Here is a 24653-nt window from a genome sequence, read left to right as displayed (position 1 = left end):
TAATTATATATTTGTTTATTTTTAAATTGGTCATGTTAAAACAAGACCAATAAATACTTAGGAACCTTATCGTATGAAAAGAACAATGAGTCATACTCTTGAGATACTTCTCAGGTAGTAGAGTATTGAAAGTGTGTTAATGAGTAAGGTTAAGAAAGAAGAAAAAATTGCAAGACATAAAAATATTAATCAACTCATTTAGTTTCCAATCTAAATACAGTAAACGCTATGATACTTTAATTAACAAATTAAGCGATATATAACAGTTAATTTAGATTAAGTATTAAACGCTTTAGAAACTGTAATAAATGAGTTAAAACAAAAACAAGAATGAATAACACCAAACCTCGATGGCTACAAGACTTTAGAAGGTTTGTTCCTTTAAAAAGTCAATTTTTTCTTTCGGGTAATATTAAGGATTTTCAGTTACTGGAGAACGATTTTGGCAGCTACAGTTGGCATCGATTAGAAAATGTAATAGATTCTGAATTAAAAAACATAGGGTATACACATGTGGTTTACTATAACCCGTTAAGTGGTTTTGACATTCCCTTTTTTACAGGAAATTCAGATGAAAAAAAAGTGTTTTTTCAAAAACTTCAAATTCCTCTTCAGCAAGAAGGTGTCTATAACGATTTACAAACCTTTAATACGGTATTACAAAAGATTATTCACTATCCTGATGAACCCATTGGGTTAATTGTCGATTTCGCTTCTCAGTTTTTAATAAACCCTGAAAATTTGGTAAAAGCAGAACACGATTCTTTTAGTATAGCTCATATCTTATCTCAAACTACAGAAACTAAACCTTACGGTAACCCTCCTAATCCGTATTACAACATTGTAATATGGTTAGTTGATAAAGAAGGAGACTTACCTGACTGGATGGTGGTTAACAACCCAAAAATAAGACACATACCTATTGGAAAACCTAATCACATTGCTCGTAGAAGATTGATTCACCCGATTGTGGAGAGCCTAAGTAAAGATAAAACTAATGTAGATACTATAGTTACTGAATTTGTGGAAGAAACTGAAGGTCTTTTATTGTTAGACTTAGTGGCGATTATAGAACTAGCAAGGTCAGAAAACATACCAATATCTATGATAGCAGATGCAGTACGGCGATACAAAGTAGGTGTAACTGAAGACCCTTGGATGAAAATTCAACGTAGCAAAATTGAAAACGGAGAAGCTTTTATCAAAGAACGTGTTATTGGACAAGATCATTCTGTACAACATATCATGGATATTGTAAAGCGAGCCATCACTGGAGTGGGGAATTCTAAAAGAAATAATCGCCCAAGAGGTGTAGTTTTCTTAGCAGGGCCTACTGGTGTTGGAAAAACTGAATTAGCTAAAACCTTAACCAGTTTATTATTTGGTGATGAAAGTGCCTATATTCGGTTTGATATGTCTGAGTTCAGCGCTGAACATTCCGATCAACGCTTAATCGGTGCTCCTCCAGGATATGTGGGTTACGATGTTGGTGGCGAACTCACCAATGCTATAAGAGAAAAACCATTTAGTGTAGTCTTATTTGACGAAATTGAAAAGGCACACCCTAGAATATTAGATAAATTTCTTCAGATTCTAGATGATGGGGTTCTTACGAGTGGACGAGGAGACACCGTTTATTTCTCTGAGACACTAATAATTTTCACATCAAACCTTGGAATTTATAAAAATTCAACTACTGGTGAACGATTACCAAATGTGACTTATAAAGATAGTTTTGAAACTGTTGAAAAGAAAGTACGACATGAAATTGAGCGCTATTTTAAGTTTGAACTCAATCGACCTGAACTCCTCAATAGAATTGGAGACAACATTATTATTTTTGATTATATACGTAAAGATGTTGGTGAAATGATTTTTAATATGATGATGAAAAATAATATCAAAGGGATTCAAAAACAATTAAATATTACACTAAATATTCACCCCACAGTGATGCAAACATTAAAAGAATTATCTGTTGCTGATTTAAACAATGGTGGTAGAGGCATTAGAAATAAAATTGAGTACCATTTTATCTCACCTTTCTCTAGAGCTTTGTTCTCTTTAAATCCAGACAAGGGAGAAACGGTAGAAGCAACTTCTATTTCTTTTGAAAACCGAAGTACTACCATTCATCTAACTAAAAAATAATTGAATGAAAATAGGAATCTCTCGTTTACACTTTCCAGTAACTACACTTGGTCCAGGACAAAGAGTTGGCATTTGGTTTCAAGGCTGCTCTCTACATTGTGAAGGATGCATCTCAGCAGATACCTGGCAATTCAAAACCAATTCAATAAATATAGAAGAAGTAAAAAATCTATTAAAAAAGTGGCTTCCAACATGCGATGGAATTACTATTTCCGGCGGAGAACCCTTTGATCAAGAACCTGCTTTACAAAATTTGCTAAAATTTCTTAAGCCTTATAAACTTTCCTTGTTAGTTTACAGTGGATACTCTTTCCAAGAATTAAAATATAAAAAAGTTGTTCAGGAGAAATTAATCGATGTGTTAATTTCTGAACCTTATGACTATACAAAAGCCCAAACCCGAGCTTTATTAGGAAGTGACAATCAACAAATTCATTTTCTTACTAATTTAGGAGCGCTAAGTTTTGCTAAATATTTAAACAAAAAACCCGAAAGTAAATTAGACATTCAGTTTAATAATGAGACTCTTTGGATGGCAGGCATACCTATTAATGGAATGAATAAAATAACTGAAAGTTTTCGACAAAACAACGTTGAAATAACCAATACTCAAGCGGTGATAAAGCAACATAAGAAATGAAACACATACGACTTTGTCCTGCATGTAATACTGAACGACCAGTAACCGAAATGTATTGCCAAAACATAATCAGTAATTCAACATGTAGTTGGTTATTAATGAATGTACCCCAAACTCCAGTAGGCGGTCGAATCGAAATTCATCCTGAAGCTGAAGAATCAATCAAACGCCTTTGTGAAAACGGGCATGAAGTTGGAGAAGACGATTTTATGTGCATGGAATGTGGTGCTGACATTCAAGAATTAACAATTAAAGAAGAAGCCCTCAAGAAAATTGATGCATACACCATTATTGAACCTATCGAGATTTCAGGAGCTACCAAAGAATGTTTTTTAGTTAAAGACACTAATGAAAAACACTTTTTTTTAACTTATTATCATGAAAATTCTGAGCCTGATAAAACAATTTATGATGTACTGCACCGAGCGGATGTTGATCATATTGCTAGATTAGTAAAAACAGGTTATTGGAACAATCGATTTTTTGAAGTTTCTGAACATATCCAAGGAGGATCACTCAATGATTTAGGATATATAAAAGAAAACAGACTCGAAACTTTAGTAAACGAAATCGGTCGAGCACTACGAGATTTCTCAGAAGCTGGTTTTAGACATCGTAATTTATGTCCTAAAAACATTCTAATCCGTGATAATGAAACCTTCGATTTGGTAATTATCGATTACAGTTCTGCAAGGTTATCAGATTATGATCTTGATACCGATACCCCTATACAATTAACTCGGTATACAGCTCCGGAAGCTATCATTGGTGGAGTAAGTCCTGCCTCGGATTGGTGGAGTTTAGGAATGATAGTTTTAGAGCAAATTACCAAAGGAGCATTCTTTGAAAACATTAATGACAAGGCCTTCATGATCCATTTGGTAACCAGAGGCGTTCAAATTCCAGAAAGTATTGATGAACGTATACTTTTATTGCTAAAAGGCTTGTTATGTAGAGACCCTCTTAAACGTTGGCACTGGGAACAAGTAGAAAAATGGCTGAATAAAGAATATGTTGCTCCTCCTATAGAAGCTACTTCGGGGACTGATCAAAAAAAGGAAAAAACCATCCAACTTGGAGATACAACTTACACCAATGTAAGCTATTTTGCACTTGCGGCAGCAGAGGAAAATAATTGGGAAAAAGGTTTGACCTTATTTACTTCTGGTGAAATTTCAAATTGGGTAAAAGAAATCCTTGGAGAAGGAAAAATAGCTGCTACTATTAGAAACTTACGCTCTAAAGAAGATATCGATTTGGAGTGGAGGTTTTCCTTAGCTTTAATGCACCTCAATGAAGCTTTACCACTTACTTGGCGAGGACAAATTATTATTCCTGCATGGTTACTTGGCAATCCAACACTCGCTTCAGAGCTTATAGAAGGAAACATTCCTGATTATTTAAACACACTTTCACGTGAAAAATGGTTGGTTAACCTCAAGAGTAGAAAACAAAATGTTTTGCAAAAAGCAAAGAGTTTAGGTATTGAATTGGATAATGACAAGCTCAAGATTAATACACTAAGTACTTCTAGGGTACGATTAAAATCTGAATTGAATCTTTTACGTCAAATTTATCCTGATGCCAAAAACATCAGTTTATCTGATTTAATGGGAGACATCCGACTTAGTGAAGAAGATTTGATACTTATTTTAAGCGCTCAACAAGATCAATTTATCTCCTTAAATCAATTAGTAAAAGAAGCTACTAATTTGGCAAGAGAAATAAAAATTGAATCTAATGAAAGTTTTTTTAGAGAAACTCTAATAAAATCCAGACTAGAAATTTACGAATCTCTACACGAGCTTTTAGAAGGGTTTTCACTAAGTAATAACAATAACTTAAATCGTTGGGCAGATCGTTTCAGGATAGAAAGACGATTACCCATATTGCAATCAATTTTATGTTTATCTATTCCCAAAGACAAATGGATTACACCACCAAAGCATGAATATGCTTCTAGTTTATTAAACTTTTTTGAAAAAAAGATTATTCATACTTCCTCTAGAGGTCCTTTAGTTAGATTAGTTATTTCTAAACATTCTCCTCGTTTAGATTTAAAGACATTAGGAACCTCATTAAAACCTTCAGAAAAAATACTCAATAGTATTATTAATCGCTCATTTAGTACGGAAAAAATAGATCCATTAAGTTTCAGCCAAAACCCATTACTTAGTTACCGAACAAGGAGGTTAGTTTTAAGAACAGCAAACTTTAAACGCGATACCGGCTTAGACTCTTTGTATTTAGGGTTTCCATTCCTAATTAGTCAGTTCAAAAAAAATAATCGTCCCCGAATATTACCTATTATTTTATGGCCAATTACACTGGAATTTAAATACCGATCAAACCCTACACTAAAAATTGGTTTCGACAAAGTTCGTGAAGAAATTCGACTAAACCCAGCTCTTTCAAGCTCCTTAGAACCTGAAAATTACAAAAGAATAACACAAATTTATAATGAGGTTTTAAGTAGGCAATCTCTAAGTGTTTCTGAGGTTATCGATGCCTTCGGTTCATTTGTAAAACACAAAACTTCAAAACTTGTTACTCATCCTGAAGTTACTTACATGATGGAAGATATAGGTCTTGAACTACATAGCTCTGGAGTAATTTTTAATGCCAATTTTACAGGTCAATCAATTAGTGAAGATTTGCGTTTACTTCAAAAATTACCACATTCAGGAACAGCTATGGAACCAATTTTAAAAATAAGCACGCCACAAACACCCGAATATAAGCCCATACAATCAGAAAATAATCGATTTACTGTCGTTAATGTAGATCCTTCACAAGAACACGCAGTAATGCATAGTCGATTAAAACCAGGTATTGTCATTGAAGGTCCACCTGGAACAGGGAAAAGCCAGACGATTGTTAATATCATTTCCGATTGTATTGGTAGAAAGGAAAAAGTATTAGTAGTCTCTCAAAAAAGAGCAGCAATTCAGGTAATTATGAAACGGCTAGAGGCTGTAGGTCTAGAAAAAAGAGCTCTTTCTATCACTGATATTGCTAAAGATAGACAAGAAATTATTCGAAGTATTCGTGAACAGGTTTCTTTCGATTTAAACAAATCTGAGCAACAAAATATTCTTGAAAAAATCACATTCAAGCGAAATAACTTGGCAAAACAAATTGATAGAATCGAATCGAAATTGAATATAATTTCTAAAGAGATTCATATGCTGGACGAGCAAGCAGGTGCAAGTTATCGAAACATTTTATCTGAACTTATTGAAATTCAACATAGTGATTATATTGATATTCCTGAAGCCCGAAATTTTCTAGAAAATACTTCAGCAGATGATTTGAACATTCTTGAAACGGAAATCAGTACGTTAATGCGTGAATGGGTGCCTTCAAAATATGAAAATAATGCGCTTTCCAATTTAAAAATAACACAATATGATAACGCAACAAAAAAAGCAATTAAGCAAGATATAGAGCTTTTTAATGAGATTGAAGAAAAAAGAGTAGATTGTATAAAACAAACCACAGGAGTCTATGATAATGAACACGCTCAATTTTATAAAGCATGGCTGTATAAAAACGAACAAAAACTCCTAAATATTACTGATACAGAAGCTAAAAATGCTAAAATTTGGCTTGATTTTATTTGGGATGAATTCAATGAAAAGTCCATTGGTGACGATATTCTTGATGAACTAAAACAATTACTATCAGACCTCAAAATACTGATTTTCAAATACAAAAAAATCTATTTTTCGAGTTGGTTAATACAAACTGATAATGAAATCCTAGAAGAAGTAATTCGAGCTTGTGACAGCTATCTAAATACATCCATTTTTAAGTTTCTTAATCCTTTAACATGGAAACATCAATTTCTATTGAAGAAAGTTTTAAAAGAACTTGAACTTCACTCCAATAAAGAAAATATAAAACTATTAAAAACAAATTCTGAGTACGAAATTACTTTTAGAGCTTACCGAAATCACTTTAATGATATATTAATAAAGTTAAACAATACAGTAGAAACCATTACAAACCCTAAGTTTCTTGCTGTGAAAATTAGTGATAAAATCAGCGAACTATTAGACACGATTGTTTTAGTAAAAGCATTAAAAAAATGCCCTTTAAAAGATGAAGCTAAAAAAGTTTTAAAATCCGGAAAAGAATCTGAATTTCAAAATTTCATAAAAGAATTAAGCAGTGCTAGTAATCGTTTTGAAAAAAGACAAGAATCCTACAAAAAACTAACTGACTTAAAACAATGGTTAATAGATTCTAGTTTTAATTTTTTCCATTCAAACATAAAAAATAACAATACCGATTTATCTGTCATTCAAAAAATGTCCCAAGACATAAACCACTTTATTCCATATCAAAAATTTAGGATAAGACTAGGAGATAAACTTCAAGAAGACAAAACATTACAACTTTTAGCAATTTTTAGGAATTACGAAAATAAAATTACTCAATACACCTCTGAACGTTGGCCTAAAATTATCCAAAAAACAATACGACGAGAAGGTTTATTGGGTTGGAAACAACGTATTGAAAAAGAAACACCAGCCTTACTAATGGCTGATAGTGAAATTGACCAAAATGTACGATTGTTAGAAAATAGTTTAGCTGAAATAAAAACATTAAACAAAGAACTACTTAACTTAAACTATGACTTTGAAAAAATTGGCTCAAAGTCACAATGGCATGGTATTACACGTCTACGAGGGCAGAACTATAAAAAACTACGAGAATTTATTCATTTAGGCAACAATTTAGGCTTAATGAATATTCGTCCAATTTGGTTGATGAGCCCAGAGGTAGTTTCACAAGCTTTACCTTTACAAGCGGGATTGTTTGATGTAGTAATTTTTGATGAAGCTTCTCAAATGTTAATTGATCATTCAATCCCTTCACTTTATCGTGCAAAACGTGTAATTGTAAGTGGTGATGAAAAGCAAATGCCTCCGGCAAACTTCTTTGGTCATAAAATGGATGATGACGAAAGTGAAGGCATAAATATCGAACTCAGTGAGGATAATTCCGAAGAAGAATTAACTCTATATGAAGAGGCTTGGAATAAAAAAGAAGTCAAAGATTGTCCAGATTTATTAACATTAGCCAAAACGGTTCTTCCCACCACTACACTTCAAATTCATTACCGTTCTCAATACAAAGCACTTATCAACTTTTCTAACCATGCCTTTTATGCTGGTCAATTACACATTCCTGCTTATCACCCTAAAAACGAAATTAAGAAAATAAAACCTCTAGAAGTCATTCGAGTAAATGGTGTTTATAATGAACAAACCAACGAAACTGAAGCTGAAGTGCTAATTGAATACTTATATAACCACTGGCAATTACCTGAAAATGAAATTTTAAGTACAGGTATTGTAACCTTCAATAAAAAACAAGCAGATCTTATTGAAGATAAAATTGAAGAAAAAGCGCTTTCAGATGATGCTTTTATGGAAGTTTTAAATCGTGAACGTAACAAACAACAAGAAGGAGAAGCCATGGGCTTTTTTGTTAAGAATGTAGAGAATGTTCAAGGAGATGAACGTGATATGATTTTATTTAGCACTACATTTGGTTTTAATAAACAAGGAGTTTTCCGCCGCAATTTTGGAGCTTTAGGGCATCGTGGAGGAGAAAGAAGACTCAATGTAGCTATTACAAGAGCAAGACATAAAGTAGTTATTGCCACCTCAATGCCCATCAAAGATATTTCTGATATGCTTTCTACAGGACGATCTCCATCAAAACCAAGGGATTATATTCAGGGCTATTTGAAATATACCGAAACACATTTTAGTAATCAAATAGAGTTTGCTAATCAATCGTTAAAAAGGCTTTCATCAAGAAAAATAGAAGAAAGTAAAACACTAAATAACGATGGTTTTAAAAATACTGTTAGAAATTACATTCACAGCTTGGGTTATGAAACCGTGGAAAATAATGATAACAATGTTTTTTATTTAGATTTAGCCATTGAAGATAAAAACACAGGACGATTTGTTATTGGAATTGAATGTGATGTACCTCAAAACTCATTACTTAAAGATGCAAGACATCGTGAAATATGGCGCCCATTGATTTTAAAAAAATCGATTCCTCATATACATAGAACCACCTCTTATAAGTGGTTACAAGATACAGATAATGAAAAATTAAGGCTGAAACACGCCATACAAAATGCTTTAAACAACACACCATGAGCGGACCAAAAGTTGTACGAATCGTTACCCCAGCTGAGCGAAAATTGATAAAGAAAAGGTGGTTAACTCGATTAAAAAACAAAATAGAACACGTGAAGGCTTATGCCATCAAACATAATATGTTTACAGAAGAACTTCAAGGTGCTTTGGATGAAACATTGGAGTATTACCAAAATATTTCAGAAGATGATTATAGAAAAATAGAGCGAGAAGTTTCGGGACAAATCGAGTTTCTAGATAAGGAAAAAAAGAATTTGGTGAAAAAAGTAGTTAAAATTAGGACTTCTAAATGGGAATCATTTAAGAACCTAAAGAGTACACATAACGAATTACGCTTTTTACTTAAAAACAAAAGCATTGATTTCCAAGATTTCGACACTCCTTCAAATATAAATGAAATAGAAGAATATCGTGAAAAAGTAGATTATTTGTACAGCCTTTTAAAAGAAGCTTCTTTTAATTCTCAAACACTGACAAATGAACAAAAAGCAATTCAAGAACGATTATCTTCTGGTGACAGTTTGCTGTCTGTACAAAAATGGCGTTCCAATCGTCCTAAAGTAATTTCCAGACTAAAAAAGTTAGAAAACGCGTTAAAGGAAATGTATATTTCTGAAATTCCTCAGAACAAAATACACGAATTTATGAATCGTTGTGCCGAATTAGATGAAGAAGCTCTTAATTACGATTTGTTATTGGATTCATTAACTATTCAGGTAGCCGAGTTCAGTAAAAATCAATTGGCATTACGGGAAGCTAAAGAAAAGCTCAAAACAGCCATTGACCAATTAGAATCTTTAGAATTGAATCTGAGTTTTATTGATAAATGGACAGACTTACTTAATTCAGATAATCTAAATGATGTAAAAGATGCCTTAGAAAAAGCCAAATACTTGTATACTGAAGTTTCGGAGAAAATCATTATTGAAACTCGACGAAAGGCTATTAAAAAGGCATTACAAAATGCAGGTTATGAAGTTAATGACACAATGGAAACTGCATGGGTTGAAAATGGGAGCTTAGTGGTAAAAAAAGCTAAAAATTCGTTATATGGTGTAGAGTTTATGAGTCCCAAAAACCTAAGCCGCATTCAAGCACGAGTTGTTGCCGATAAAAATAGAAATAATGAACGCAGTCCAAATCTAGACAAAAATCAGGAAGAAATTTGGTGTGATGAATTTTACGATATTAAAACTATTTTAGAAAGCCAAAATTTATCTATTGTTGTGGATAAAGCAGAAGAAGCAGGTGCAGTAAAAATGAAAGAAATTGCTCTAGGTAATGATTATGTAAAAAGAGAAAATCAATCCAAGAAAAGAAAAAATGTTTAAATTCAATACAAAAATATGTATAACTACATACAACTATAGACAGTATCTTATTGTAAGATAGCTTTGAAAACAACTCTATATTTAAATAAAGAAGCTTGGAGCTTTACCAAGCTTCTTTATTTTTTTAATTTAAACTTCATTTCAATAGGCAAATGATCTGATGCCTGTCCGAACTTTTTTAATACACTTCCCTCTACATACTCTATAAAATCCTTGGTATAAAAAATATAATCAATACGTTCTTCTGGATTTTTTGTATCAAAAGTATTCTCAGGATTTTCAGTTGAGAAAGCAGCATTTCCTACTCCATCCATTGCAAATATTTTTTGAATAACGGCTTCACTGTCTCTAGCTTTTGAGTTAAAATCTCCTAATAAAATTGTAGGGTATTGACTCTTATACTTATTAAAAAGATTCAATACGTACTCAAACTGTCTTACTCTCGTTGCTTTATCAAATGCTTCTAAATGTAAATTTATTACTACCACTTCTTTTCCTTCTACCTTAACTTTTACCACTTGTACCAACCTGTCTAAATACAAAGCGTCTCTATAAAAAGGGTTATCAGCTACTCGTTCTAAAACGATACGCTCATAATCTTTTAACTCATATTTACTTAAAATTGATTGACCTGAAACTATTTTACCAAAGTGCATACTTGGTGGCCAGTATGGAAAAGGCACATAATTCTCATCCCAGTTTACACCTCTTGCTACATAATTATAACCTAGTTCTGCTAATTTTTCTTCTTGGTTTACTTTATAAGATCTAGCTGCATTGTAATCAACTTCTTGAAGCGCTATAATATCTGGATTTACTTTTTTTATTTCAGTTAATACCTTTTTCATATTTCCTTCAAACAATTGCTTAGGTTTTGCTACTGCTCGGTTATTTGTCATCCCACTTAAGTACCCAATATTGTAGGTTACTATGCTATAGATTGAATCATTATCAGTTGTACTCGCATACTCATGCGTAATAATTTTAGCATACTCTGCTTCATCCATTGTTGGGGATGATGCCCAGAAAAAAAAGATTGCAAACACTCCTATAACCACCAATAAAAACCTTACAGCAATTCTGAAAATTAACTTCATAAAAAATAAAAAAATGTTAAATATAGTTTCAAATTTAAACTTTTTTAATCTGCAACGGTCTTAGAAGCGTAAATAATTAATAAACCTTAAAATTTAACAACATGAAGAAAGCACTAACACTCTTGATTTTAGCAGTTGGTTTTACTGTTACTACTCAAGCTCAAAAGAGAGATAAAACTAAACATGAAAAATTAACTGTAGAGCAAAAAACAGAATTAGCTGTAAAAAAAATGACCTTACAGCTTGATTTAACAGAGTCTCAACAAAAACAAGTGAAGCCTTTAGTAGCAGAGCAAATTTCTGAAAGACAGGAAATGTGGGCTAAAAGAAAAGCTATGAAAAAAAGTGGTACTAAACCTACTGCTGATCAGAAATATGCTATGAAAAGTAAAATGCTTGACAAACAAATTGCTTACAAAACTGAAATGAAACGTATTTTAAATGAGCAACAATATAAACGTTATGAAAAAATGGCTGCTCGAAAAATAAAGAGACATAGCAAGAAAGGTGATCGCAAAATACACAAAAAAAGAAAGCATCATAAATAAAATAAAAGCGATAGGTAATATCGATTTATAGTAGATTAGTTTTTGATTGAAAAAAAAGCTCGGTTTTGGAAACAGAACCAGGCTTTTTTATTTTTTCATTACTCTTTAAACCAACTTGAATATTTCACATAATTATTGGCAATTCGATCAATTTCATCTGAAATAAGTTCTTTGGAAATATCTTTTACTTTTTTTGCTGGAACCCCAGCGTACACACTTCCACTTTCAATATGTGTATTTTTAGTTACTACAGCACCTGCTGCAATAATAGAATTTGACTCTACTACACAATCATCCATGATAATACTTCCCATACCTACCAACACATTATCATGAATAGTGCACCCATGTACTAAGGCATTATGACCAATAGACACATTATTTCCAATAGTTGTTGGTGATTTTTGATATGTTGCATGTATTACTGCACCATCTTGTACATTTACTTTATCTCCCATTTTTATATAGTGTACATCTCCGCGAATCACCGCATTAAACCATACACTACACGACTCCCCCATTTGCACATCGCCTACAATAGTTGCGTTTTCTGCAATGTAACAATCATTTGAAATTTGTGGGTGTTTTCCTCTTACTGGTTTTATAATTGGCATAAATTTTTATTTAAAATATGATAATAAATTTGCTTTTTTGGATGCTGAAACCATAATTTCTTTCTCGTTTGACAGCACAACACTTCCTCCTTTTCCTTTTTTATACTTTACTATTTCATTAACGTTGACTAAATACGATTTGTGTACCCTAACAAAAGAACTGTCTTTTAAAGCTTCTTCAAAATATTTAAGTGTTTTACTTACCACTTTTTTAGAATTATCAAAATAGATTTCCGTGTAGTTATCATCTGCTTTGCAAAATAAAATTTCCTCAACAGCTACTACTTCAAATCCATCTTGTTGCGGAATCGTAATTTTCCCATTTACTTGATGAGTCATTTTGGGAGTTAACACATTAGTTTCTAACTCATTTTCTTTCTCTTTAATTTCAGTTACAATACCTACTGCTTTAATCAACTCGTCGATTGAAATTGGTTTTAACAAATAATAAGTTGCTTGATTATTTAATGCCTCAATCGCGTAATGATCGTAAGCAGTTACAAAAACTGTTTCAAAAGTTTGATTTTCTACTTTTTCTAACAAGTCAAAAGCATTTCCAAAAGGCATTTCTACATCTAAAAACACCAAGTCCAATTCGTGTTTTTCAATTAGTTTTAGTGCTTCTTCAATATTACTTGCTTCTCCTAACAAGGTTACATTAGGACAGTATTTAGTAATATAGTTTCGTAAAATATCTCTACTTATTTGCTCATCTTCAACTATAATTGCTTTTATTTTCATTGCTAATTTTTATCCTTTTTTAGTGTCAATGCTACTTTAGTTCCGCTTCCATCTTCAAAAGCATTTAAAACCACCACAGATATTTTATCCTGATACATATTATTTAAAATAGCAATTCTATTTTTTATTGTACTCATTCCTTTTGATTTTTGTTTGAGTTGGTTCTTCGTCTTCATTTCTATTGATTTCTCTCTTCCAACCCCATCATCTTCAATTAAAATAGTAATAGAATCATTATTTTTTGGAAGCATTGAAATTTGAAGTTTTCCCTTTTCTTGTTTGTATCGAAGTCCATGCCAAATTGCATTTTCTATATACGGTTGCAATAACATTGGTGGAATCGAATATTCATCTAAAGGTATACTTTTGTCTATATTAATAGTATAATCAAACTTATCTTTAAATCGGTTGTGCTCTAACTTCACATACAATTCTAACAACTCAATTTCTTTGGTTAACGGTATGAAATCTTCATCTGAATTTTCTAATACCGAACGCATTAATACCGAAAACTCTGACAAATATCTATTTGCGCTTCGCTCGTCACTTACTGCAATAAAACTGTTAACTGAATTCAATGCATTGAAAATAAAGTGCGGATTCATCTGTGACCGCATCGATTTTAAAGCCAGTAAATTATTGGCTAACTTTTGTTGTTTATTCGTTCTAAACATAAAATACACCAACAAAACCATTAATAAAAAACCTCCAATTAATGAATAAATAATCCATTTTTGACGTCTATTACTCTCCTCTACCAATTGCTGGTCTTTGTATGCTAAACTTATTTTACTATCTGTTAATTCTTTGTCTTTTTCTAAACTTACTATTCTGTTTTGGTTATCTGAAATTCGTTTACTAAAACGTTTTACTTGTTGAATTTCCTGTTCTTTTCGTGAATATAAAGTATCTACCAATTTTACATAATCTTGATACGTTTTTAGAGCTTCTGTGTAATCTCCAACCGTAGCATATACTTCCGATAAACGCTTAGTCGCGTCTTTTTGAATAATTAAGTCTTTGTTTTTATCCGCATCTGCAATACTCTTTTTTAAATATGGAATTGCTTCTTCATATTCAGATTTTTGCATGTAGGCATTTCCTATTTTATAGTTGATTTTTTGTGAGGTAATTGAATCTACCAAAGATTCGTTGCTTTCCGCTTCTACAACTATATTATCTGCTTCTTTTAGGCTTTCTTTTCGTAACTGAATTTCTTCATCGTATCGTTGAGATTTATTATAAAAATCGGCTACTTTTTGCTGTTCTTTTAACGAGCGCTTTTTGTTTTCTTCGGATGCTAATTTTAATGAGTTTTTAAAATAACCATCTGCTTTTTGTGTGTTTCCTTGGGCTGCAAAAACTTCTGCTAGCTTAGAGTTTAAGTCTGTTATTTTAGGTGTGATTAAATTCTTTTTCGCAATTTCTAATCCTTTTTCGTAGTTTGCTTTAGCCTTGTTATAGTTTTTTTGAGCTAAGTACACATCTCCCAATCCTTGGTATGCAGTTAAACGTAAGTAATTATTAAGCACCCCGCTTTGTAGGCTTTGTATATAGTTTTGTTCACTACTGTTATAATCTTCCGATAAAAATGCTGCTTTTGCCAGTTTCAAACGAACCCTAGGCGAGTTTACTTCTTGTAAGGAAATTTGATAATTCTCAACCGCTAAATCGTACTGTTTCCAATAAAAGTACACCTCAGCTAATTCTTTAAACACAGTAGCTCTTTGGCTTTTATTTGGGTCTATCAACAACGTCTTTTCAACAAAAGACAAGCTCTTATCAATATTTTTCTTTTTGTAAAACTGAACAGAATCTAAATATTGTGAATATAAACCTGTTTGTTTTCTTGTACTATAAGAGCTTAGTTTTGATTTTTTTTGGGGCGTAAAATCTTCTACTTCCACCTTTATATCTTCATCATCTCTAATTGTATAAAAAACACGATTAAAACTAGGATGTGATACTTCTAGTTGACTTCCCGTTGTGGCTTTTACAGTATAGCTTCCCGTTATTTCAGAAAATCGATATGTTCTTCCGTTTACATCTACACTCGCATCTTTTATAGGCTCACGCGTCTCTTTACTAACTACTTGAACTTTTACTAAAAACTCTTTAGCTGTATTTTCCTTTGTTTGAGAAAAAGCAGCGAATGAAAGGAAAAGAAATACTATGTATATTTTTTTAATCATTTACTGGAAAATATTCAACCACATTAAAATTTTCATTAGTTAAATCAACATAAAAATAATGTATTTGTAATTTATCTTCTTCTGATTTTATTTTTTCTGTTGTTTTAAAATACAGTCTTTTATTTTCAACTAACTCCTTAACATTTATTACTTTTTGTTTTTGAGGTGAAATTTTAATAAAATTTGTACCATCAATTTTACTTAAGTACAAACTTATATCATCCTCATAACCGAGTTTTTTATCATCATTAGTATCGCTATCAATAACTTTATACATTAATATTTGCTGTTTTGTAACATTAAATATCTCTCTTAAAAAGCTTACAGAAGATATATGGATATTTTCTTTCGTTAATGATGTAAACTTATCTGACCCTAATTTTTGAAATTTAAGGTTAATCATCATTCCATTAATTTCATTATCAAAGAAATCTGTCAAATGATATGTTTTTCCTCCTTTACTTAATGAAAAATAGCTTTTATTTACTTCCTTATTATTTCCATATCCTACAGGGTGTATAAGATAATTTGTACTATCAATATGTATAGGTAAATCAGCTATTTTAATTAAAGAAGTATCAACTTTAATTTCTTTTTTAGTTTTATCTAAAACAGTTATTTCATTAGTTTCATTTCTGGTTTTCGGCTCACAACTCAAACATATAATTCCTAAAAAAAGGAATATTAAAATTACTTCTTTTCTCATGTTTATTAATTTTTTATTTGTGTAAACATACTCACAAAAAGCCATACAAAAAAACACCTAAACCATTAAAACTCCACAAAAAACAGTCAAAAAATAGATGTTGCTCATTTAACTCGTTATTTCCCTAAATGAAACAACCTATTCACTCATTCTGGATTTTTTAAGAAGAAAGTTGGAAGTAATTTTGAATAGAAATTAACACCAATCAAACTTATACCCAATTAATAACTAAAAATAAAAATTATGAAAACGCACACATTAAAAGTATTTTTCTTTTGCTTAATACTACTAACAACAACTACGTTTGCCAACAAAAACACCCCTATAAGAAAGGTAAAAAAACAAACTGTTAAAGTTGCTTTGTTACTGGATACCAGTAATAGTATGGACGGACTCATTAACCAAGCAAAAGCACAACTATGGGAAATTGTTAATGAATTATCGTATGCTAAATACAACGGTATTACTCCTAATTTAGAAATTGCTTTATACGAATACGGAAATTCAAGTTTATCTTCTAAAGAAGGATATATCCAACAGGTTTTACAATTTACGAGTGATTTAGATGAGATTTCTGAACATCTTTTTTCTTTAAGCACTAATGGCGGAAGTGAATATTGTGGTCAAGTAATACAAACTTCTTTAAACGAATTGGATTGGGGAACTAATAAACGTGATTTAAAAATGATTTTTATCGCCGGAAACGAGCCTTTTACTCAAGGAAAAGTAAACTATAAAGATGCTATTACTAATGCTAAAGAAAAAGATATTATAGTTAACACAATATTCTGCGGTGATTATAACCAAGGGATTACTGGAAGATGGCAAGACGGAGCTATTTATGGAGATGGTGATTATATGACTATTAATCAAAACAAACACATTGTACATGTTGTAACACCTTATGACAACGATATTATTATTTTAAATAAACGTTTAAATAACACTTACATTCACTATGGTTCGTATGGATATTCTAAATACAGTAACCAAGCAAAGCAAGATATGAATGCTGAGAGTTTAGATGAAGCTGTAGTAGTAAAACGTGCCGTAACTAAAAGCTCTAAACTATATAAAAATGCTGAATGGGATTTGGTGGATGCTTCAAAAGAAAAAGAAATTGATTATGGTTCTTTAAAAAAGAAGCAGCTTCCTAAACAGTTACAAAACAAATCTGCCAAAGAAATTAAAATGTATGTGGAGAAAAAACGTAAAGAGCGTACTGAAATTCAACAAAAAATTCAAGAACTAAATAAAAAAAGAAAAACGTATGTAGCTAAAAAACAAAGGGAAAGTTCTAAAAAAAATGAGTTAGAAAGTGTTATGATTAAAGCTATTAAAAAACAAGCAGAAAAGAAAAATTACTCTTGGTAGTTTTAATTGGGGTTTGGTTAGTTAAAGCGGAGTAAAACTCCGCTTTTTTTATTTTACCAATAGATCTTGCCCAATACTAATGTTATTATCACTTAAACCGTTCATCTTTTTCAATTGTTGTACCGAAACATTATATCTTCTTGATATAGAGTATAGCGTATCTCCTTTTTGAACTTTATGTGAAGTTGTTTTATACGTTGGCGTTTTTACTGCTAAAGAACCATCTCTTCTAACTCGATCGTATTTATCTAAGTTATACTTTGTAATAATAGAAATTAATTTTTGAGGATATTTTCTGTCCGTTGCATACCCTGCTCTTTTTAACCCGTATGCCCAACCTTTATAATCTGTATGCCTTAATCTAAATAAACTTGCATATCGTTTACGAGTTAGTAAAAACTGTGAGTGATCTTCATACGAAGTTTCAGGGTATTTATATTTTCTAAAACATTCTCCTTTTTCATCATCATCATGAGTTACACTATTACCTTGCCAACCTCTATGACATTTAATGCCAAAGTGATTGTTTGATCTTCGAGCTAAAGGGCTTCTTCCACTCCCCGATTCCAATACTCCTTGCGCTAAGGTAATACTAGCAGGAATACCATGTTCGTGCATTTTCTTCACTGCAATTGGTGCAAATTTTTGAATATAGGCCTCGGTATGGTTTGTAGTTGTTGATATTGGCTTTTGTATTTGCTCTAACTGTGGTAACTCAGGCATTTTTTCTTCTCTAGGTTCTAAAACCACCTCTTTTGGTGTATTTTTTACCACATTTTTACCCGACCCGCAACTTGTAAATATTGCCGCACAAACTACTAAAAAAACTACCTTTATTTTCATTAAACCTTTATTAACTCTTTATTTTTATTCTTTAATTTCTGGTTTACTCCTGCTATTCCTTGTAAACCTCCTGTATGAATTACTAGTATTTTACTGTTTTTCGAAAACATATCTTTTGCTACTAAATCTAGTATTCCAAATAACATTTTCGCTGTATAAACTGGATCTAATAAAATACCTGTTTTCCCTTTAAATTCATTTATAAAACGGATTAACTCTTCAGTATATTTTCCGTAACCTCCAAAATGATAGTTGGTTTGCAAGTTCCAATTTTTACTTTCTTTTGCATAAGGTGTTATTTCTTCTGCTAAGAAATCACCTTTTAGTGCAGGAAACCCAATTACCTTTTGATTCTTTTTGGCCGAATTTATCAATCCAGAAATCGTTCCTCCAGTACCTACTGCGCAGCAAATATAATTGAATTTTTCATCTTCATTTGTTAAAATCTCCTCGCAACCTTTTACAGCTAAAGCATTTGTTCCTCCTTCAGGAATTAGGTAAAAATTACCAAATTCTTTTTTTAACTGATTAATAAATTCTTCAGATGTTTTACTTCGGTAGGCTTCTCTAGTAATAAACTTAAATTGCATACCACTTTCGTAAGCTTTTCTCAAGGTTTCGTTTTGTAAAAGTGTTTTGGCTACATCCTTTCCAAGTTCATCACCTCTAATAATTCCTATTGTTTTAAAATCTGCCATTTTTCCTGCAGCAGCAGTAGCTGCAATATGGTTTGAAAAAGCGCCTCCAAAAGTTAATAAGGTTTCTTTTTTTTGTTGTTTTGCTTCTGCAATATTATACTTCAGTTTTCTGAATTTATTACCTGAAACGAATGGATGAATAGTATCTTCTCTTTTTATAAAAAGTTCAACCTCTTTTGTTGTTAAAATAGGTAAGTGAATTTGTTGGTTTTCTGGTATGGGAATTTCTAGTTTAAACAGCATTTTAAAAAGTTATCAATGCAAAAATAAGCCTTTAATCTATTTTTAGTTTATCCCCTACTATACCAATAGTAATTTTTTAAAAAAATAACAACATAGTAGTGAAAAGTATTAACTAATCGTGCCGCGATGTCTTCGGAGCACGCCGTGATATCTGCGACCCATGCCGCGGTGTCTTCGGAGCATGCCGTAATATCAGCGACCCGTGCCGTGGTGTCTTCGGAGCACGCCGTGATATCAGCGACCCGTACCGCTGTGTCTTCGGAGCACGCCGTGGTGTCTTCGGAGCATGCCGTGATATCAGCGACCCATGCCGTAGTATCTTCGGAGCACGCCGTAATATCAGCGACCCGTGCCGCGGTGTTAACGGAGCATGCCGTAATATCAGCGACCCATGCCGCGATGTCTTCGGAGCATGCCGTGATATCAGCGACCCGTGCCGCGGTGTCTTCGGAGCACGCCGTGATATCAGCGACCCGTGCCGTAGTGTCTTCGGAGCACGCCGTGATATCAGCGACCCGTGCCGTGGTGTCTTCGGAGCATGCCGTGATATCAGCGACCCGTGCCGTGGTGTCTTCGGAGCACGCCGTGATATCAGCGACCCAATAGCGAAACTATTCAATAAAGTGTGTCAACTTGCTTTTAGTTTTCTAAATTAAGACATCAGAGATCGTTAATAACGACTAAAACTACTTTTAGTACCTAAATTGCTGAGCTTATGGGTTTCCGTAAGAAAATTAAGTTATTATTAGTAAGTTCGTAAAGTATAAACAAACATAAAATACAACTATAAACCTACCAAAACAGGTGTATAACGATGTATTTTACATCTATATAAACAAGTTGTGCGTCATTAAAGAAAAACATTGGGAAAGAAGAAAATAATAAAGATAGACACATTTAACCCTTATGAAAACAGATTTCCAAATAGAAAACTGATTACGAGGGACACTTTACTTCTTGTTAAACATTTGCGTTCTGAAGGTTACGATGTTGTAATTGAGCCTGATAATGGACTGCCTGTTCAATATTTATATAAAAAAGGAATTGCGGAATTTTTTGCCGACCCAATTAACATAACCTTGATTAATATTCCAATAACAATATTAACCAACATTATTTCGAATCAAATTCAAAAACTTTTAGACAAAAAAGAAAAAGTAAATAAAGAAAATATCAATATTAAGATTGATAACTCAACTCGAACATATAACTATTTAGGAGAACCTCAAGATATCAATAATCGTAAACTCATTGACAAAAAACGGAAAGAATTAAAAGATGGATTTGATAGATGTTTTGAAATAAAGTCACCTTACGAAGACTTGCCTACACCAGTGTTTTTAGAACATAAGCCGAAAATTGTAGGTTGGTGTTGGCTTTGGAGTGATGATGAAGGACTAAAATCAAAAATGATTATAAATGATAAAGTCGTTAAAAGGAGACTTTCTCAAAACCGACTGAATGGACTAAGTGTTACTGGAATTGCAACAAAAACTGAATGTTCAATTTGTAAATCTGACTTTGTTGAATGCAAGCATATTCCAGCAAAAAAGTATAAGGGGAAAAAGTGTTTTAATACAATAATGGAAACTGATTATGTTGAGACAAGTATTGTAAAAGAACCCATAAATTCTCAATGTTTAATTAACTATAAATAACGAACGCACAACAATGGCTATAAGTAATTGCTTGTTCTCGACTACTTCTGAAAATCCTCATGGATTTTCAGTTTGGTGTTTACTTGCAAAGTTAAGTGCTAACCCACGCAACTACTCATACACTAGACAGCTATAAAATTTTGTTAATCATTTAACAAAACATTCACAATAGAACTCACAAACCAACTTATTATTTAAGATATTTTTGCTAAAAATATATCCTTGTTTTTCAACAAAATGTTTTAAAGTGTAATGGCTATACACACAATTACACTTATAAATCTCTAAAAGTTGAGCTTAGAAAACTTGATATTCACTTAAAAAAACAAAATGAAAAAATTATACAGCGCAACATTGTTAATTTTCACCTTCCTGTTTATGAACACCACTCAAGCCCAAGAAACCAAAATTCTTATTTTAATTCATTCAGATAATGGAGGAACTTATAAATTAGCACAAGAGGTTGCAAAAGGAATTGAAGCCAAAGGAGAAATTAAGTCTTATATAAAACTAGTAAAGGCTTCTAATAACCCATCTTTAAAAAAGATACCCGTAGCATCCATTGAAGAATTAACTACATATGATGGTATTGCTTTTGGTTCGCCAATATATTTTGGAAATATTAGTACAGCAATGAGTGAGTTTTTATCAAAAACAGTAGAATTATGGAGCAATCATGCTTTAGAAGGAATGCCAGCAACGGTGTTTATGTCTGCAGGTAGTGGAGCTGGAAAAGAACTTGCAATACAATCTTTTTGGAATAGTTTGGCAGTACACGGAATGGTTTTGGTTCCCAACGGAATTAGAGGTACAAAAAACATTGATAACACCATCCCGCAAGGTAATACTGTTTTAGGAACAACTAGTTTAGCTTCATTAAAAAATGTAGAAAGACCAACAAAAAGTGAGCGTTTTCTTGCGAATCTTCAAGGACAAAATTTTGCTAAAGTAACGCATGCATTAAAGGGTACATTTCCTACAACTACAGCTATAAAAGAGAGAAATAAGAAAATAGATGTTAATACAGTTTTAGATGTTAATACAGTTTTAAAAGATAAGAAAATTGAATTGCCTAAAGTACCTAAACCTGCTGGGAGCTATGAACCTTATGTAAGGTCAGGAAATTTGATATTTATTAATCAAGTTGCCTTTAAAGATGGAAAAGTTGTAAACCCTGGTAAATTAGGATTAGATATAAATGAAAACCAGGTAAATGAAGCTACAAGAGCCACGATGCTTAATGTTTTAGCTGTTTTAAAAGATGCTGTTGGTGGCGATTTAAATAAAGTAAAAAAATGTGTTCAACTAACAGGTATATTTAACACTACAGACGATTACACTAAACATGCAGACTTAATGAATGTAGCTTCAAATTTAATGTTTGAAATTTTTGGAGAAAAAGGGAAGCATGCAAGAGCTACTTATGGAGCATCATCTATTCCTGTAAATTCTTCTGTAGAAATTCAAGCTATTTTTGAAGTAGAATAAACACTAAATCATAAACTCCTATAATCCAGTAGCTAACAAAAAATGAGATAAAAAACAAGTTAACTTTATACTTTTTTAAACCAACGTACTTTTATAATTTGCGTCATAAGGCAAACCACTTTTTACAATAGCAAAAGCTTGTTTTAGTAGCTTATTACATAAAGTTATTAAAACAAGTTTTTACTTTTATTCTTAATATTAAAAATCAACTAACTGCTCCTCAACTTGTCCCCATTCTTCCATTAGTGCATCAACTTTCGCCTTTTTTGCTTTGTAGTTTTCGAAGAAGTTAGGACGTGAAGATACTTCATCGTAGTTCTGTGCTAATTCTAAATCTATTTTTTTTATTTCAGCCTCTAAATTTGTTATTTGTGTTTCAATTTTATTAAGCTTATTTTTTAACTTTTTTAATTCTTTTTCTTGCTCTCTTGATAATTGATAGGCTTCTTTTTTAGAAGTATCTTTTTCTTTAGTAACTACGGTTCTTTTCTCAGCATCTCGCAAACTTTCCATTTTGTGTTGCTGTAAGAAATAATCAATATCTCCTAAATATTCTTTTATTTCACGGTCTTTAAATCCGTAAACCGTTGTGGTTAATCCTTGTAAAAAATCACGGTCGTGAGATACGACAATTAGCGTACCATCAAAGTTTTGTAGTGCTTTTTTTAATACATTTTTAGAAGCAATATCTAAGTGGTTGGTAGGCTCATCCATTATTAAGACATTAAATGGCGATAGCAACAACTTACATAATGCCAAACGATTTCGCTCACCTCCTGATAGTACTTTTGCTTTTTTATCTACTGCCTCTCCTCCAAATAAAAACGAACCTAACATATCTCGCACACGCATTCTATTACTATCGGTAGCAGCGTCTTCCATAATTTCTAGCACTGTTTTCTCTGGTGGTAATTCTTCTGACTGATTTTGTGCAAAGTAACCTATTTCTACATTGTGTCCTAGTTTTAAGTTTCCTTCAAACGGAATTTCCCCTACCATCATTTTGGCCAAGGTAGATTTTCCCTGTCCGTTTTGTCCTACAAAGGCAATTCTACTATTACGTTCAATTAATAAGTTTACATCTTTTAACACCTCTTTTTCTCCATAGCTTTTTGCTAAATTTTCAGCCTCTACAATAATTTTGCCTGGTTCTTTTGATATAGCAAAACGCACATTCATTACCGCATTATCATCTTGGTCTACTTCAATACGTTCTACTTTTTCTAACTTTTTAATTAACGATTGTGCCATGGAAGCTTTGCTAGCTTTTGCACGGAATTTCTCTATTAATTTTTCGGTATGTTCTATTTCCTTCTGTTGATTTTTCTGTGTTTGCAGCTGCTTTTCTTTAATCTCTGCTCGCAGTTTTAGGAACTCAGAGTACGGTTTTTTATAATCGTAAATTTGACCTAACGAAATTTCTATAGTACGATTGGTTACATTATCTAAAAACATCTTATCGTGCGATACTAAAACGATAGCTCCTGCATAGTTTTTTAAAAAGTTTTCTAACCAAATAATCGACTCAATATCTAAGTGGTTTGTGGGCTCATCGAGTAATAAAATATCATTATTCTGAAGAAGGAGTTTTGCAAGTTCAATACGCATACGCCAACCTCCAGAAAAAGTATCAGTTAACTTATCAAAATCTTCTCGTTGAAAACCTAACCCTTGTAAAATCTTTTCGGTTTCTCCTTGGTAGTTATATCCACCAAGTAACTCGTAACGTTCAGTTTTCTCGTTTAAATCAATAATTAATTGATTATACGCTTCACTTTCATAATCAGTTCTTTCTGCTAGTTGACGATTAATTTCATCAAGCTCTAGTTCAATTTCTTTAATTTCAGTAAATGCTTGGTATGCTTCTTCTAAAATAGTTCTTCCATGTACAAAATCAATATCCTGTCGTAAAAACCCTATACGTACATCTTTATCAAATGCCAGTGTTCCGCCACTACTTTCAATATCTTTTGATAAAACTTTTAATAAGGTAGATTTTCCTGCTCCATTTTTTCCAATCAATCCAATTCTGTCTCCTTTTATTAATTTAAAAGTGATTCCAGAAAACAAATCTGTTCCCATAAATGAAACTGATACATCGTGTACGTTTAACATATTTTTAGCAAATTACTTTAGTTTTG

17 protein-coding genes and 1 pseudogene are annotated in these 24653 nt (G+C 32.1%); 9 read left to right on the top strand and 9 right to left on the bottom strand.

What is annotated here, in order from left to right:
• Positions 1-330 precede the first annotated feature (330 nt).
• The 4 genes from ABHQ57_RS05340 to ABHQ57_RS05325 are packed head-to-tail and all read left to right on the top strand — an operon-like array spanning position 331 to position 10310.
• On the top strand, positions 331-2151 hold the full coding sequence (locus ABHQ57_RS05340; protein WP_173359920.1) for an AAA family ATPase: 1821 nt from the start codon (positions 331-333) through the stop codon (positions 2149-2151).
• A gap of 4 nt (positions 2152-2155) precedes the next feature.
• Positions 2156-2791 carry a 4Fe-4S single cluster domain-containing protein gene (locus ABHQ57_RS05335; RefSeq protein ID WP_389862672.1) on the top strand — a complete coding sequence of 212 codons (636 nt, stop codon included), beginning with the start codon at positions 2156-2158 and terminating at the stop codon, positions 2789-2791.
• Positions 2788-8979 (top strand): AAA domain-containing protein, encoded by a 6192-nt coding sequence (locus ABHQ57_RS05330; RefSeq protein ID WP_389862670.1) that lies wholly within the window; start codon positions 2788-2790, stop codon positions 8977-8979. Before ABHQ57_RS05335 ends, ABHQ57_RS05330 begins: the two co-directional genes overlap by 4 nt.
• Positions 8976-10310 (top strand): hypothetical protein, encoded by a 1335-nt coding sequence (locus ABHQ57_RS05325; RefSeq protein ID WP_389862667.1) that lies wholly within the window; start codon positions 8976-8978, stop codon positions 10308-10310. Before ABHQ57_RS05330 ends, ABHQ57_RS05325 begins: the two co-directional genes overlap by 4 nt.
• A gap of 116 nt (positions 10311-10426) precedes the next feature.
• Here ABHQ57_RS05325 and ABHQ57_RS05320 read toward each other — a convergent pair whose 3' ends face one another.
• Positions 10427-11407 carry an endonuclease/exonuclease/phosphatase family protein gene (locus ABHQ57_RS05320; protein WP_389862665.1) on the bottom strand — a complete coding sequence of 327 codons (981 nt, stop codon included), beginning with the start codon at positions 11405-11407 and terminating at the stop codon, positions 10427-10429.
• Positions 11408-11508: 101 nt separating this feature from the next.
• Between ABHQ57_RS05320 and ABHQ57_RS05315 the strand changes: the two genes are divergently transcribed.
• The gene (locus ABHQ57_RS05315) at positions 11509-11955 is read left to right on the top strand and encodes a hypothetical protein (RefSeq protein WP_389862661.1); all 447 of its coding nucleotides are present in this window, start codon (positions 11509-11511) and stop codon (positions 11953-11955) included.
• 98 nt (positions 11956-12053) lie between these two features.
• Here the strand turns inward: ABHQ57_RS05315 and ABHQ57_RS05310 are convergent, their stop codons facing one another.
• The 4 genes from ABHQ57_RS05310 to ABHQ57_RS05295 are packed head-to-tail and all read right to left on the bottom strand — an operon-like array spanning position 12054 to position 16208.
• Positions 12054-12569: a gamma carbonic anhydrase family protein gene (locus ABHQ57_RS05310; protein ID WP_167713176.1), complete on the bottom strand. Its 516-nt coding sequence runs from the start codon at positions 12567-12569 to the stop codon at positions 12054-12056.
• 6 nt (positions 12570-12575) lie between these two features.
• Positions 12576-13310, bottom strand: coding sequence for a LytTR family DNA-binding domain-containing protein (locus tag ABHQ57_RS05305; protein ID WP_047788537.1), 735 nt, complete (start codon positions 13308-13310; stop codon positions 12576-12578).
• Positions 13311-13312: 2 nt separating this feature from the next.
• Positions 13313-15502 (bottom strand): tetratricopeptide repeat protein, encoded by a 2190-nt coding sequence (locus tag ABHQ57_RS05300; RefSeq protein ID WP_389862657.1) that lies wholly within the window; start codon positions 15500-15502, stop codon positions 13313-13315.
• Positions 15495-16208: a hypothetical protein gene (locus ABHQ57_RS05295; protein ID WP_389862655.1), complete on the bottom strand. Its 714-nt coding sequence runs from the start codon at positions 16206-16208 to the stop codon at positions 15495-15497. Before ABHQ57_RS05295 ends, ABHQ57_RS05300 begins: the two co-directional genes overlap by 8 nt.
• Positions 16209-16451: 243 nt before the next feature.
• On the opposite strand from ABHQ57_RS05295, the gene ABHQ57_RS05290 reads away from it, so the two are divergent.
• Positions 16452-17582, top strand: coding sequence for a VWA domain-containing protein (locus tag ABHQ57_RS05290; protein WP_389862652.1), 1131 nt, complete (start codon positions 16452-16454; stop codon positions 17580-17582).
• 48 nt (positions 17583-17630) lie between these two features.
• Here ABHQ57_RS05290 and ABHQ57_RS05285 read toward each other — a convergent pair whose 3' ends face one another.
• Complete coding sequence (locus ABHQ57_RS05285; RefSeq protein ID WP_073181756.1) at positions 17631-18425, bottom strand: glucosaminidase domain-containing protein; 795 nt, start codon at positions 18423-18425, stop codon at positions 17631-17633.
• The gene (locus ABHQ57_RS05280) at positions 18425-19366 is read right to left on the bottom strand and encodes a 1-aminocyclopropane-1-carboxylate deaminase/D-cysteine desulfhydrase (RefSeq protein ID WP_389862650.1); all 942 of its coding nucleotides are present in this window, start codon (positions 19364-19366) and stop codon (positions 18425-18427) included. Before ABHQ57_RS05280 ends, ABHQ57_RS05285 begins: the two co-directional genes overlap by 1 nt.
• A 126-nt stretch (positions 19367-19492) precedes the next feature.
• On the opposite strand from ABHQ57_RS05280, the gene ABHQ57_RS05275 reads away from it, so the two are divergent.
• From ABHQ57_RS05275 to ABHQ57_RS05265, 3 genes are all read left to right on the top strand, one after another.
• Positions 19493-19972 carry a hypothetical protein gene (locus tag ABHQ57_RS05275; RefSeq protein WP_389862648.1) on the top strand — a complete coding sequence of 160 codons (480 nt, stop codon included), beginning with the start codon at positions 19493-19495 and terminating at the stop codon, positions 19970-19972.
• A gap of 257 nt (positions 19973-20229) precedes the next feature.
• The gene (locus tag ABHQ57_RS05270) at positions 20230-21024 is read left to right on the top strand and encodes a hypothetical protein (RefSeq protein ID WP_047788545.1); all 795 of its coding nucleotides are present in this window, start codon (positions 20230-20232) and stop codon (positions 21022-21024) included.
• A gap of 330 nt (positions 21025-21354) precedes the next feature.
• The gene (locus ABHQ57_RS05265) at positions 21355-22512 is read left to right on the top strand and encodes an Atu1372/SO_1960 family protein (protein ID WP_389862644.1); all 1158 of its coding nucleotides are present in this window, start codon (positions 21355-21357) and stop codon (positions 22510-22512) included.
• A 75-nt stretch (positions 22513-22587) separates the two neighbouring features.
• Here ABHQ57_RS05265 and ABHQ57_RS05260 read toward each other — a convergent pair.
• Together ABHQ57_RS05260 and ABHQ57_RS05255 are read right to left on the bottom strand one after the other, a co-directional pair.
• Positions 22588-22692: pseudogene (locus tag ABHQ57_RS05260) on the bottom strand (IS110 family transposase); the annotation flags it as partial.
• A gap of 18 nt (positions 22693-22710) precedes the next feature.
• Positions 22711-24627: an ABC-F family ATP-binding cassette domain-containing protein gene (locus tag ABHQ57_RS05255; RefSeq protein WP_389862641.1), complete on the bottom strand. Its 1917-nt coding sequence runs from the start codon at positions 24625-24627 to the stop codon at positions 22711-22713.
• Positions 24628-24653 lie beyond the last annotated feature (26 nt).

This window comes from Tenacibaculum sp. ZH5_bin.1 (assembly GCF_042865525.1).
In the GTDB taxonomy this organism is placed as follows: domain Bacteria; phylum Bacteroidota; class Bacteroidia; order Flavobacteriales; family Flavobacteriaceae; genus Polaribacter; species Polaribacter mesophilus.
This window is presented reverse-complemented; position numbering and strand designations above follow the sequence as displayed.